At 70.4% G+C, this 13,823-nt stretch carries 8 protein-coding genes and 1 tRNA gene; 6 read left to right on the top strand and 3 right to left on the bottom strand.

Features of this window, described 5'->3' with window-relative positions; translation table 11 throughout:
* Nucleotides 1-27: 27 nt before the first annotated feature.
* From gltB to pyk, 3 genes are all read left to right on the top strand, one after another.
* Nucleotides 28-4,599 (top strand): glutamate synthase large subunit, encoded by a 4,572-nt coding sequence (gene gltB / locus CMS_RS09925; RefSeq protein ID WP_012299332.1) that lies wholly within the window; start codon nucleotides 28-30, stop codon nucleotides 4,597-4,599.
* On the top strand, nucleotides 4,592-6,049 hold the full coding sequence (locus CMS_RS09920) for a glutamate synthase subunit beta (RefSeq protein WP_012299331.1): 1,458 nt from the start codon (nucleotides 4,592-4,594) through the stop codon (nucleotides 6,047-6,049). The genes gltB and CMS_RS09920 overlap by 8 nt, the downstream gene beginning before the upstream one ends.
* Before the next feature lie 87 nt (nucleotides 6,050-6,136).
* Nucleotides 6,137-7,594: a pyruvate kinase gene (gene pyk / locus CMS_RS09915; RefSeq protein WP_012299330.1), complete on the top strand. Its 1,458-nt coding sequence runs from the start codon at nucleotides 6,137-6,139 to the stop codon at nucleotides 7,592-7,594.
* 97 nt (nucleotides 7,595-7,691) lie between these two features.
* On the opposite strand, the gene CMS_RS09910 is transcribed toward pyk, so the two are convergent.
* Nucleotides 7,692-7,774: transfer RNA gene (locus CMS_RS09910), tRNA-Leu, on the bottom strand.
* An 84-nt stretch (nucleotides 7,775-7,858) separates the two neighbouring features.
* Here CMS_RS09910 and CMS_RS09905 point away from each other — a divergent pair.
* Both CMS_RS09905 and CMS_RS16635 read left to right on the top strand, forming a co-directional pair.
* Nucleotides 7,859-8,467 carry an ANTAR domain-containing response regulator gene (locus tag CMS_RS09905; RefSeq protein WP_012299329.1) on the top strand — a complete coding sequence of 203 codons (609 nt, stop codon included), beginning with the start codon at nucleotides 7,859-7,861 and terminating at the stop codon, nucleotides 8,465-8,467.
* Nucleotides 8,468-8,564: 97 nt separating this feature from the next.
* Nucleotides 8,565-9,527: an IS481-like element IS1121 family transposase gene (locus CMS_RS16635; RefSeq protein ID WP_012296866.1), complete on the top strand. Its 963-nt coding sequence runs from the start codon at nucleotides 8,565-8,567 to the stop codon at nucleotides 9,525-9,527.
* A gap of 10 nt (nucleotides 9,528-9,537) precedes the next feature.
* Here CMS_RS16635 and CMS_RS09895 read toward each other — a convergent pair whose 3' ends face one another.
* Nucleotides 9,538-10,500 carry an IS481-like element ISCmi2 family transposase gene (locus CMS_RS09895; protein ID WP_012299328.1) on the bottom strand — a complete coding sequence of 321 codons (963 nt, stop codon included), beginning with the start codon at nucleotides 10,498-10,500 and terminating at the stop codon, nucleotides 9,538-9,540.
* Between the two features lie 136 nt (nucleotides 10,501-10,636).
* On the bottom strand, nucleotides 10,637-11,071 hold the full coding sequence (locus tag CMS_RS09890; protein ID WP_012299327.1) for a PaaI family thioesterase: 435 nt from the start codon (nucleotides 11,069-11,071) through the stop codon (nucleotides 10,637-10,639).
* A 54-nt stretch (nucleotides 11,072-11,125) separates the two neighbouring features.
* Here CMS_RS09890 and polA point away from each other — a divergent pair, with 54 nt between their 5' ends.
* Entirely contained in the window at nucleotides 11,126-13,810 is a 2,685-nt protein-coding gene (gene polA, locus CMS_RS09885) for a DNA polymerase I (protein ID WP_012299326.1), read from the top strand.
* Nucleotides 13,811-13,823 lie beyond the last annotated feature (13 nt).

Here is a 13,823-nt window from a genome sequence, read left to right as displayed (position 1 = left end):
CTCCGCAGTGCATCTAGGACGGTTCCCATGGCGTTCTCCTCCACCTCCCCTCCCGGCGGCTCGTTCCCCGCGACGCAGGGCCTCTATGACCCGGCGTTCGAGAAGGACGCGTGCGGCCTGGCCATGGTGGCCACCCTGCGGGGCACCCCGGGCCACGACATCATCGTCAACGCGCTCGACGCGCTGCGGAACCTCGAGCACCGCGGGGCCATCGGCTCCGACGCGGGCACCGGCGACGGCGCCGGCATCATGACCCAGATCCCGGACGAATTCCTCCGCGGCGTGGTCGGCTTCGACCTGCCGCCCATGGGGGAGTACGCGGTCGGCATGGCGTTCCTGCCGACGGACGACGCCGAGCGCGAGGAGCTGGAGGCCGGCATCGAGCGCATCGCGGGCGACGAGCGGCTGCACGTGCTCGGGTGGCGCGAGGTGCCCGTCGACCCGTCGCACCTCGGCAACCTGGCGCGGAAGGCCATGCCCGCCTTCCGTCAGCTCTTCCTCACCTCCGACTCCGCGCAGCCCTCCGACCGCCCGTCGGGGCTCGCGCTCGACCGACTCGCCTTCCGCCTGCGCAAGCGCGCGGAGCGGGAGCTCGGCGCCTACTTCATCTCGCTGTCCTCGCGGACCCTCGTCTACAAGGGCATGGTCACGACGCTCCAGCTCGAGCCGTTCTACCCCGACCTCTCCGACGAGCGCTTCGCGTCGAAGCTCGCCATCGTGCACTCGCGGTACTCCACCAACACGTTCCCGTCGTGGCCCCTCGCGCAGCCGCTGCGCATGATGGCGCACAACGGCGAGATCAACACGGTCGCGGGCAACCGCAACTGGATGCGCGCCCGCCAGTCGCAGCTCGAGTCGGAGCTTCTCGGCGACCTCGCGCCGCTGATGCCCATCGTCACGCCGGGCGCGAGCGACTCCGCGTCCTTCGACGAGGTGCTCGAGCTCCTCAGCCTCAGCGGCCGCAGCCTGCCGCACGCGATGATGATGATGGTCCCCGAGGCGTGGGAGAAGCAGACCGACATCGACCCCGTCCGCCGCGACTTCTACGAGTACCACTCCATGGTCATGGAGCCGTGGGACGGCCCGGCCGCGCTCACCTTCACCGACGGCACGCTCGTCGGCGCGACCCTCGACCGCAACGGCCTGCGCCCGGGCCGCTACCTCGTCACGCACGACGGCCTCGTGGTGCTCGGCAGCGAGATCGGCGTGCTCGAGATCGACCCGGCCCGCATCATGCGGAAGGGCCGGCTCCGCCCCGGCAAGATGTTCCTCGTCGACACCGAGGCCGGCCGCATCATCGAGGACGACGAGATCAAGTCCCAGCTCGCCGCCAGCGCCCCGTGGGGCGAGTGGCTCGAGAACCGCATCCACCTCGCCGACCTCCCCGAGCGCGAGCACGTCGTGCACACGCCCGCGTCCGTCGTCCGGCGCCAGCGCACCTTCGGCTACACGGAGGAGGAGGTGCGGATGCTGGTCATGCCCATGGCGAAGGTGGGCGCCGAGCCCCTCGGCGCCATGGGATCGGACACGCCTATCGCCGTGCTCTCGCAGCGCCCGCGCCTGCTGTTCGACTACTTCACGCAGCAGTTCGCGCAGGTCACCAACCCGCCGCTCGACTCCATCCGCGAGGAGGTCGTCACCAGCCTCCGCCTCGGACTCGGGCCGCAGCGCAACCTCCTCGACGCCGGCCCCGAGCACACGAAGCAGGTCGTGCTCGACTTCCCGGTCATCGACAACGACGAGCTGGCTAAGGTCATCCACATCGACCACCGCCCGGGCAGCCGCACCACCACCATCGTGAGCGGCCTCTACCGCGTGGACGACGGCCCGCTCGCCATGCAGAAGCGCATTGACGCGATGTGCGACGAGGTCGACCGCGCCATCGCGCACGGCGCACAGTTCGTCGTCCTCTCGGACCGCGACTCGAACCGCGACCTCGCGCCGATCCCGTCGCTCCTCATGATCGCGGCCGTGCACCACCACCTCATCCGCAAACAGACCCGCATGAAGGTCGGCATCGTGGTCGAGGCCGGCGACGTGCGCGAGGTGCACCACATCGCGCTGCTCATCGGCTACGGCGCCTCGGCGATCAACCCGTACCTGGCGATGGAGTCGTGCGAGGACCTCGTCCGCAGCGGCATGCTCACGGGCGTGACGCCGGAGAAGGCGACGCGGAACCTGATCAAGGGGCTCGGCAAGGGCGTGCTCAAGATCATGTCCAAGATGGGCATCTCGACGGTGTCCTCGTACGCCGGCGCCCAGTGCTTCGAGGCGGTCGGCCTCTCGCAGGGGCTCGTGGACCAGTACTTCTCGGGCACCACGACGCGCCTCGGCGGCGTCGGCATCGACGTCATCGCGGCCGAGAACGCGGCGCGCCACCGCAGCGCCTACCCGCAGGACGGCGCTGTGCTGTCGCACGAGCGCCTGCAGACGGGCGGCGAGTACCAGTGGCGTCGCGACGGGTCCCCGCACCTGTTCAACCCGGACACGATCTTCCGGCTGCAGCACGCCACGCGCACGCGGCGGTACGACATCTTCCGCGAGTACACGTCGATGGTCGACGCGCAGTCGAAGGACCTCATGACGCTCCGCGGCATGTTCCGCCTGAAGACCGGCACCCGCCCGCCCGTCCCGCTCGACGAGGTGGAGCCCATCTCCGACATCGTGAAGCGCTTCTCCACGGGCGCGATGAGCTACGGGTCCATCTCCGAGGAGGCGCACGAGACGCTCGCCATCGCGATGAACCGCCTGGGAGCGAAGTCGAACACCGGTGAGGGCGGCGAGAACGTCGAGCGCCTGCTCGACCCCGAGCGACGCAGCTCCATCAAGCAGGTCGCGTCCGGCCGCTTCGGCGTCACGAGCATGTACCTCACGCACGCCGACGACATCCAGATCAAGCTCGCGCAGGGCGCCAAGCCCGGCGAGGGCGGCCAGCTGCCGCCCGGCAAGGTGTACCCGTGGGTCGCGCGCACGCGGCACGCGACCGCCGGCGTCGGCCTCATCTCGCCGCCGCCGCACCACGACATCTACTCGATCGAGGACCTCAAGCAGCTGATCTTCGACCTCAAGCGCGCGAACCCCTCCGCCCGGATCCACACCAAGCTCGTCAGCCAGTCGGGCATCGGCGCGGTCGCAGCCGGCGTCGCCAAGGCGCTGAGCGACGTGATCCTCGTCTCGGGTCACGACGGCGGCACGGGCGCGAGCCCGGTCAACTCGCTCAAGCACGCGGGCACCCCGTGGGAGCTGGGGCTCGCCGAGACGCAGCAGACCCTCCGCCTCAACGGCATGCGCGACCGCGTGGTCGTGCAGGTCGACGGGCAGATGAAGTCCGGCCGCGACGTCATCGTCGGCGCGCTGCTCGGCGCCGAGGAGTTCGGGTTCGCCACGGCCCCGCTCGTCGTCTCGGGCTGCATCATGATGCGCGTCTGCCACCTCGACACCTGCCCCGTCGGCGTCGCCACGCAGAACCCGGAGCTGCGCAAGCGCTTCCCGGGCAAGGCCGACCACGTCGTCAACTTCTTCGAGTTCATCGCGCAGGAGGTGCGGGAGCACCTGGCCGCCCTCGGCTACCGCGCGCTCGACGAGATCGTGGGCCGCAACGACCTGCTCGGAGTCGAGGACGCGGTCGACCACTGGAAGGCGTCCGGCCTCGACCTGACGCCGATCCTGGCCGGCCCGACCTTCGCGGACGACGAGCCGATGAAGCACAGCCGGTCGCAGGACCACGAGCTCGACGACCACTTCGACAACGAGCTCATCCGCTTGAGCCGCGACGTGCTCGACCACGGCGGCCGGGTCGAGATCGACCTGCCCGTGCGCAACACGGCGCGCGCGGTCGGCACGATGCTCGGCCACCTCGTCACCAAGGGGCACGGGGAGGACGGGCTGCCGACGGGATCCATCGACGTCACGCTGCGCGGCTCCGCCGGCCAGTCGTTCGGCGCGTTCATGCCGTCGGGCATCACGCTGCGCCTCGTCGGCGACAGCAACGACTACCTCGGCAAGGGCCTCTCGGGCGGCGACATCGTCGTGCGGCCCGACGAGAGGGCCGGCTTCCCCGCGGAGGAGAACGTCATCGCGGGCAACGTCATCGGCTACGGCGCGACGCAGGGCACGATGTTCATCCGCGGCATGGTGGGGGAGCGGTTCCTCGTCCGCAACTCGGGCGCGACCGCGGTCGTCGAGGCCGTGGGAGACCACGCGCTCGAGTACATGACCGGCGGGCTCGCCCTCGTCCTCGGCGGCACCGGCCGGAATATCGGCGCGGGCATGTCCGGCGGCACGGCGTACGTGATCGACCTCGACCGCGACCGCATCAACACTGACGCGCTCGCGTCGGGCGAGCTCGAGCTGCACCCGCTCGGGAGCGCCGACGCCGAGATCGTGCTCGACCTCCTCCGCCGGCACCTCGCCGAGACCGGATCCACCGTGGCCGAGCGCCTGCTCGCCGAGCCGGAGACCTCCATGGAACGCTTCACCAAGATCCTGCCGCGGGACTACGCGGCCGTCCTCGCCACCCGCCAGACCGCGGTGGACGAGGGCCTCGACCCCGACGGCGACGTCGCCTGGAACCGCATCCTGGAGGTGACCGGTGGCTGACCCCAAGGGCTTCCTCAAGGTGACGGAGCGCGAGCTCCCCAAGCGCCGACCCGTCTCGGTGCGGCTCATGGACTGGAAGGAGGTCTACGAGCAGCAGGAGCGCGGCGAGCTCGTGCGCCAGGCCGGCCGGTGCATGGACTGCGGCATCCCGTTCTGCCACCAGGGCTGCCCGCTCGGCAACCTCATCCCGGAGTGGAACGACCTCACGTGGCGCGGCGAGGGCCGTCAGGCCATCGAGCGACTGCACGCCACGAACAACTTCCCCGAGTTCACAGGCCGGCTGTGCCCGGCGCCGTGCGAGAGCTCGTGCGTGCTCGGGATCAACCAGCCGCCCGTGACGATCAAGCAGGTTGAGGTGTCGATCATCGACGACGCCTTCCAGAAGGGCTGGGTCGAGCCGCACCCGCCCGAGCGCCTCACGGGCAAGACCGTGGCGGTCGTCGGATCCGGCCCCGCCGGCCTCGCTGCCGCCCAGCAGCTCACGCGCGCCGGCCACACGGTCGCCGTCTTCGAGCGCGACGACCGCATCGGCGGCCTGCTCCGCTACGGGATCCCGGACTTCAAGATGGAGAAGCGCCACCTGGAGGCCCGCCTCGCGCAGATGACCGCCGAGGGCACCCGCTTCCGCGCGGGCGTCGACATCGGCAAGGACATCACCTGGTCCGACCTGCGCCTCCGCTACGACGCGGTCGTGGTCTGCACGGGTGCGCTCGTGCCCCGCGACCTCGACATCCCGGGCCGCGACGTCGACGGCGTGCACTTCGCCATGGACTACCTGCGCCAGTCGAACCACGCGACCGCGGGCGACCAGGTGCCCGAGCAGATCCATGCGGAGGGCAAGCACGTCGTCGTCCTCGGCGGCGGTGACACGGGTGCGGACTGCATCGGCACCGCCCACCGGCAGAAGGCCGCCTCGGTCACCAACCTCGCCATCGGCCAGCAGCCGCCGACGGAGCGTCGCCCCGACCAGCCGTGGCCCACGTACCCGACCCTCTTCGAGGTGTCGAGCGCGCACGAGGAGGGCGGCGAGCGCCACTACCTCGCCACCACGGTCGAGTTCCTGAAGGACGACGACGGGCACGTCCGCGCCGTCCGGGTCGCCGAGACCGAGTTCCGCGACGGCCGCCGCGTGCCGAAGTCGGGCACCGAGCGCGAGATCCCCGCCGACCTCGTGCTCCTCGCGCTCGGCTTCACCGGCCCCGAGAAGGCGGCCCTCGAGACCCAGCTGGAGGTCCCGTTCGACGAGCGCGGCAACGTGGCGCGCGGCGAGGACTACCAGACCGACCAGGCCGGCGTCTTCGTGGCGGGCGACGCGGGTCGCGGCCAGTCGCTCATCGTGTGGGCCATCGCCGAGGGACGTTCAGCGGCCTCCGCCGTCGACCGGTACCTTGAGGGGGACACGGAGCTCCCGTTCCCGGTCCGTCCCACGGACCGCGCTCTCTCCATCTGACCCGGTCGTCGCGCCCCGAGCGCGCGGCCGCGACCACTCACCCGAACCGCGTCCGTGTGCGACGCAGAAACGCGAGACAGACAGAGCATGACCAGACGAGCGAAGATCGTCGCGACCCTCGGGCCCGCGACCAGCTCCTATGAGAGCATCCGCGCCATCATCGACGCCGGCGTGGACGTGGCCCGGATGAACCTCAGCCACGGCACCTACGACGTCCACGAGGGCATCTACTCCACCATCCGGAAGGCCGCAGACGACGCGGGCCGCGCGGTCGCGGTCCTGGTCGACCTGCAGGGCCCGAAGATCCGCCTCGGCAAGTTCTCCGACGGCCCGCACGACCTGGCCTTCGGCGACACCTTCGTCATCACCGTCGAGGACATCCTCGGCACGAAGGACATCTGCTCCACCACCTACAAGGGCCTCCCCGGCGACGTGAAGCCGGGCGACCCGCTGCTCATCGACGACGGCAAGGTCACGCTCCGCGTGGTCTCCACCGACGGCACCCGCGTCACGACCACGGTCGAGGTGGCCGGCACGGTCAGCAACAACAAGGGCATCAACCTCCCGGGCGTCGCGGTCAACGTGCCCGCACTGTCCGGCAAGGACGAGGCGGATCTCCGCTGGGGCCTCCGTCTCGGCGCCGACCTCATCGCGCTGAGCTTCGTCCGCGACGCGTCGGACATCGTCCGCGTGCACGAGATCATGGACGAGGAGGGCCGTCGCGTCCCCGTCGTCGCCAAGGTCGAGAAGCCGCAGGCCGTGGACGCGCTCGAGGAGATCGTGGACGCGTTCGACGCGATCATGGTCGCCCGCGGCGACCTGGGCGTCGAGCTGCCGCTCGAGGCAGTGCCGATCGTGCAGAAGCGCGCGGTCGAGCTCGCCCGCCGCAAGGCCAAGCCCGTCATCGTCGCGACGCAGATGCTCGAGTCCATGATCACGAGCCCGCGGCCCACGCGCGCCGAGGCGTCCGACTGCGCCAACGCGGTGCTCGACGGCGCCGACGCCCTCATGCTGAGCGGCGAGACGAGCGTGGGCGAGTTCCCCGTCGTCACGGTCAAGACCATGGCGCGCATCATCGAGTCCACCGAGGAGCACGGGCTGGAGCGCATCCCGAAGCTCGGCACGCGCCCGTTCACCCAGGGGGGCGCCATCACGCTGGCCGCCGCCGAGGTCGCCGAGTTCGTCGATGCGAAGGCGCTCTGCGTCTTCACCGAGTCGGGCGACTCGGTGCGCCGGATGACGCGCCTGCGCAACGGCATCCCGATCCTCGCCTTCACGCCGAACGAGGGCATCCGCCGTCGCCTCGCGCTCTCGTGGGGCGTGCAGACGTACCTCGTGGAGCCGGTCACGCACACCGACCAGATGTTCCATCAGGTGGATGACGTGCTCCTCGCGGAGGGCCTCGCGGAGGGCCTCGCCGAGGTCGGCCAGAAGGTCGTCGTCATCGCCGGATCCCCTCCCGGGATCGCGGGCTCCACCAACGAGCTGCGCGTCCACGTCGTCGGCGACGCCGTGAACGAGGCGGCTCCCGCGTACGAGAAGTAGCGCGACGTCCGCGGGGGCTCCGGCCCCCGCGTGACACGATAGAGGGCGGGCGACCACGTGGTCGCCCGCCCTCTCCCGCGTCACGTTCGGGATGCTGTGCCGGATGTGGGACTCGAACCCACACGCCCTCACGGACAGAGCATTTTGAGTGCTCCGCGTCTGCCATTCCGCCAATCCGGCATGCGCCGCAGCGACGCCCCGACGGCGGCGATCCGCCCGTCCGGCGCGCACCGGCCCGCCCGACGATACCGTAGGCTCCTATCCGTGAGTGACCAGGAAGCAACCCCCGCAGCCCCCCGTCGTGTCGTCGTCGCCGAGGACGAGTCGCTCATCCGCCTCGATATCGTGGAGACCCTCCGCGACAACGGATTCGAGGTCGTCGGCGAGGCGGGCGACGGCGAGACCGCCGTGGCGCTGGCCACCGAGCTGCGTCCCGACCTCGTCATCATGGACGTCAAGATGCCCCAGCTCGACGGCATCTCCGCGGCCGAGCGCCTGAACCGCAACCACATCGCCCCCGTCGTCCTCCTCACGGCCTTCAGCCAGAAGGAGCTCGTCGAGCGCGCGGGCGAGGCCGGCGCGCTGGCGTACGTCGTCAAGCCGTTCACGCCGAACGACCTCCTCCCCGCCATCGAGATCGCGCTGGCCCGCTACGCGCAGATCATCACCCTCGAGGCCGAGGTGTCCGACCTCGTCGAGCGCTTCGAGACCCGCAAGCTCGTCGACCGGGCCAAGGGCCTGCTCAACGAGAAGATGGGGCTCACCGAGCCGGAGGCGTTCCGCTGGATCCAGAAGGCGTCGATGGACCGCCGCCTCACCATGCACGACGTGGCGCAGGCCATCATCGAGCAGCTGAGCGCCAAGAAGGCCTAGGTGTACTCGGCCGTGACGTTGGTGACACTTCGGGGCGTGTGAAGAGGCCTCCTGGCTTGATGGAGCTGTTCAGTTCAACCATCGCCAGGAGGCCTCGATGTCCCACGGTAATGCTCGTCTGACGGTTCACGGGAGGGTTCTCCTCGTGCGGCGGGTGGTGGAGGATCGTCGGCCGGTCGCGCACGTCGCGCGGGAGCTGGGGGTGTCGCGGCAGTGCGCGCATCGATGGGTGAACCGGTTCCGTGCCGAGGGGCTGCGAGGGCTGACGGATCGGTCATCGCGGCCCCGGTCAGTACCGAGGCGAACGAGCCCGGAGCGGGAACGGGCCGTGCTGGAAGCGCGGGCCCAGTTGCGGGCGGGTCCTGCGCGGCTGGCGCCGGTGACAGGTGTTCCATCCCGTACGATCTCCCGCATCCTGCGCCGGCACGGGGCGCCGCCGTTGGCATGGTTGGACCCCGTCACCGGGGCCGTGATCCGGGCATCCCGGTCAACGGCGCACCGGTATGAGCACGAGCATCCGGGTGATCTGATCCACGTGGACGTGAAGAAGCTCGGGAGGATCCCGGACGGAGGCGGCTGGCGGGTCCACGGGCGCAGCGAGCAGGTCCGCGGCCGCGGGATCGGGTTCGATTACGTCCATGCCGCGGTCGATGACCACACCCGTCTCGCCTACGCGGAGATCCATCCCGATGAGAAAGGCGCGACCGCGGCCGGGTTCCTGACCCGCGCAGCGGCGTACTTCGCCGGGCGCGGGATCACCCGGATCGAGCGGGTCATCACGGACAACGCGTTCGCCTACCGGCACTCGACCGCGTTCAAGAACGCCGTCCAGGACCTGGGCGCGCGGCAGAAGTTCATCCGCCCGCACTGCCCCTGGCAGAACGGCAAGGTCGAGCGCTTCAACCGGACCCTCGCGACCGAGTGGGCCTACCGGCAACCCTTCACCAGCAACCAACACCGGGCCGACGCGCTTGACCCCTTCATCGAGCACTACAACACTGAACGAATCCACTCAAGCCACGGGCTCACGCCCGCGGCCCGAGTGTCACCAACGTCATGACCCAGTACACCTAGCTGTAGTTCCCAGTGAGGTTGTGAACGCGTTCGGCGGGCGTGAGTCCGCCGATGCCGGTGTGGGGGCGGTGGTGGTTGTAGTGATGCAGCCAGGCAGGGTAGGTCGCGGCGCGGGCCTCGTCGGTGCGATAGGGATGGGCGTAAGCCCATTCCGTGGCGAGGGTGCGGTTGAAGCGCTCGACCTTCCCGTTCGTCTGGGGCCGGTACGGGCGGGTGCGTTTGTGCGTGATCGATCCGAGCGCCTCGGTGAAGGCGTGGGAGCGGTAGCAGGAGCCGTTGTCCGTCAGGACACGGATCACGGTGATGCCCGCGGTGGTGAAGAACGCGTTCGCGCGGGCCCAGAACGCGGCGGCGGTCTCCTTGCGCTCGTCGGTGAGGATCTCGGAGTACGCGAGTCGGGAGTGGTCATCCACGGCGTGGTGCAGGAACGCGTATCCCCGCCCGGTCCGGGGAGTGTTCCTCCGGCCGGCCGCTCTGCCGAGGACTCGGTGCCCGCCGCCGTCCGGGATGCGGCCGAGCTTCTTGATGTCGACGTGGACCAGATCTCCCGGCGAGGAGTGCTCGTAGCGTCGGGCAGGAGACCGCCGGGCAGGGAGCCCGGTGCTCAGATCGACGTGCTCGAGCAACGGCATCCGATACCGGTTCAGCACCCGCTCGACCGTCGAACGCGGAACGCGGAGGTGATAGCTGATGCGGTGCGGGCCCCACCGGCGAGTGAATCTCAGCGCGATGATCCGCCGCTCCCGACGCTGACTCGTGCGGGTCGGTTGCCGGTGCGGGCGGGATGAGCGGTCCGTCATCGGCAACCCGGCCCGATACCGGCGAGCCCATCTCGACGCCGTCGCCGGCGAGCACTGGAACCTCTCCGCCGCACGCCGGACCGGCCACCCGTCCTCGATGATCAACCGGGCAAGCCGAACCCTGCCCGCGGGAGTGAACGGGGCGTTAGCGTGAGTCACGAAGACCTCCGTGGACGTTGATGAGTGTGGTAACCCACATCGTCCCGGAGGTCTTCGCTATCCGCCCCAGCGTTCACAACCTCCCCAGGAACTACACCTAGCCGCCGCGTCCGCCGCTCGCGCAGCGGCGACCCGGTCAGCGCCGCGAGCGCTCGCGGATGATGTTCGTGATGCGCACGGTCGACAGCCGGCGGCCCTCGTCGTCGGTCATCACGATCTCGTGCGTGGTGAGCGTGCCGCCCAGGTGGATCGCCGTGCAGGTGCCGGTGATGGTCCCGGTCGATGCGGAGCGCGTGTGGCTCGCGTTGAGCTCGATGCCGAAGGCCACGCGGTCGGGGCCGGCGTGCACGTTCGCCGACATGGATCCGAGCGACTCGGCGAGCACCACGTACGCGCCGCCGTGCACGACGCCGTAGGGCTGCGTGTTCCCCTCCGCCGGCATGGTGGCGACGGACCGCTCGGGGCTCAGCTCGTGGAAGACGATGCCCATCTTCTGGGCCAGCGCGCCCACGTCCTGGGGCTGCCGGACGAGCCGCGCGGCGGTGTCGTCCTCGGGTGCGGGCTGGGTCATGGGGGGGCCTCCAGGGCCGGGTCCGAGGTCGGGGGCCCTCGGTAGGCTGGACCCGTGCCGAACACGGAAAAGCCTACCCTCCTCGTCATCGACGGCCATTCCCTGGCGTTCCGGGCCTTCTACGCCCTGCCGGCGGAGAGCTTCCAGAACCGCGAGGGGCAGCACACCAACGCCGTGCACGGCTTCATCGCCATGCTCATCAACCTCCTGCAGAAGGAGAAGCCCACGCACGTCGGCGTCGCGTTCGACATCTCGCGCTTTTCGTTCCGCACGCGCGAGTACCCGGGGTACAAGGGCACGCGCGGCGAGACGCCCGTGGAGTTCACGGGCCAGGTGCCGCTGCTCGAGCGCGCGCTGAAGACCATGAACATCCCCACCCTCACCAAGGAGGACCACGAGGCCGACGACATCCTCGCGACCCTCGCCACGCAGGGTCGGGAGCAGGGCTTCCGGGTGCTCGTGGTCTCGGGCGACCGGGACGCGATCCAGCTGGTCAACGACGACGTGACGCTGCTGTACCCGTCCACGCAGGGCGTCTCGCAGCTCACGCGCTACGACGCGGAGAAGGTGTTCGAGAAGTACGGCGTGCAGCCGGGGATGTACCCGGACATCGCGGCGCTCGTGGGGGAGACGAGCGACAACCTCATCGGCGTCGACAAGGTCGGCCCGAAGACCGCGGTCAAGTGGCTCAACCAGTACGGATCCCTCGACGCGGTGCTCGAGCACCGCGACGAGATCACGGGCAAGGTCGGCGACAACCTCCGCGCCCAGTACGAGAACGTCATCCGCAACCGCCGCCTCAACCGGCTGCTCACCGACGTCGAGCTGCCGCTCGGCCCGGCCGACCTCGAGCGCAAGCCCATCGACGAGCCCGCCCTCCGCGAGGTGTTCGCGGTGCTGGAGTTCAAGCAGCTGCTGGATCGCGTGCTGAAGCTCGAGGGATCCGGCGCGTCCGCGTCGAGCGAGGGCACGCCCGTCGGCGCCGTCGAGCAGGAGCCGTCGACCGCGCCGGCCGCCCCGAGGCCGCAGCAGCTCCTCGACGAGGAGCTCGCGAAGTGGATCGAGACGCAGAGCGCCGCGTCGCCGCACGGCCTGGGGCTCACGGTCGAGACGCAGGACGGGAAGCCCGTCGGCTTCGGGCTCGCCAGCGCGACCGAGGCCGTGACCCTGCCCTGGCAGGAGGGCCGCGCGGACTACGCGCCCTTCGAGCGGTGGCTCGCGAGCGACGCGCCCAAGGTCATGTCCGACGCCAAGGTCCAGGTGAAGGCGATGCGCCGGGCCGGCCTCCGGGTCCAGGGCCTCGCCTTCGACGTGCTCGTCGCGGGCTGGCTGCTGCGTCCGGGCTTCACCGACAAGTCCCTGGCGGCCCTCGTGAGCCGGTACCTCATGGAGGACCTGCCCGAGCCGGACGCCAACCAGCTCGTGCCCGAGACCGAGGCGCTCACGGCGCCCGTCGAGGCCTGGTACACGCTCCGGGTCGAGCACGCGCTGCGCGAGGTGCTCGACGAGCGCACGCTCGGCGTCATGGTCGACATCGAGATGCCGACCCTGCTCGTGCTCGTGGAGATGGAGCTGCGCGGGGTCGCGACGGATCGCGCCGGACTCGCCGAGCTGTCGGCGCAGCTGCAGGAGCGCATCACCGGCCTCGCCGAGCGCGCGTTCGCCGAGATCGGCAAGGAGATCAACCTCGGGTCGCCGAAGCAGCTGCAGGAGGTCCTCTTCGACCAGCTCGGCATGCCGAAGACGCGCGCCAACAAGACCGGCTTCTCCACCGACGCGGGCGCGCTGGCCGACCTGCAGGCGTCCAACCCGCACCCCTTCCTCGACCTGCTCCTCGAGCACCGCGACGCGAGCAAGCTGCGGCAGATCATCCAGACGCTCGAGCGCGGCATCGGCGACGACGAGCGGATCCACACCACCTACGTGCAGACCGGCACCACCACCGGCCGCATCTCGTCGAACGACCCGAACCTGCAGAACATCCCCGTCCGCACGGAGGAGGGCCGCCGCATCCGCAGCGCCATCCGCGTCGGCGAGGGCTACGAGACGCTGCTCACGGCCGACTACTCGCAGATCGAGATGCGGATCATGGCGCACCTCTCGGGCGACGCCGGGCTCATCGAGGCCTTCGAGGTCGGCGAGGACCTGCACCGCTTCGTCGGATCGAGCATCTTCGGGGTCGAGCCCGCGGACGTGAGCCCGGCCATGCGCACGAAGGTCAAGGCCATGAGCTACGGGCTCGCCTACGGGCTCAGCGCCTTCGGGCTGTCGAAGCAGCTGCGCATCCCGTCGTCGGAGGCGAAGCAGCTCATGACCGACTACTTCGCGCGCTTCGGCGCGGTGCGCGACTACCTCCGCCAGGTGGTGGAGGAGGCCAGGGCCGCCGGCTACACGGAGACGATCTTCGGACGCCGTCGCCCGTTCCCCGACCTCAACAGCCCGAACCGCGTCCTCCGCGACAACGCCGAGCGGGCTGCCCTCAACGCGCCCATCCAGGGCTCGGCGGCCGACATCATGAAGATCGCGATGATCCGCATCGAGGCCGACATGCGCGAGCGCGACATGGCGTCGCGCATGCTGCTGCAGGTGCACGACGAGCTCATCCTCGAGGTCGCCCCGGGGGAGTGGGACGCGCTCCAGGCCATCGTCACCGACCGCATGGCCCACGCGGCCGACCTCCGCGTGCCGCTCGAGGTGCAGGTGGGCCGCGGCGACTCGTGGGCCGCCGCAGCGCACTGACCTGCGGAATCCG

The sequence above is a fragment of the Clavibacter sepedonicus genome, assembly GCF_000069225.1.
GTDB classification, from domain to species: Bacteria; Actinomycetota; Actinomycetes; order Actinomycetales; family Microbacteriaceae; genus Clavibacter; species Clavibacter sepedonicus.
Note: the sequence above shows the minus strand (reverse complement) of the source record. Positions and strands in the feature narration are given on the sequence as shown.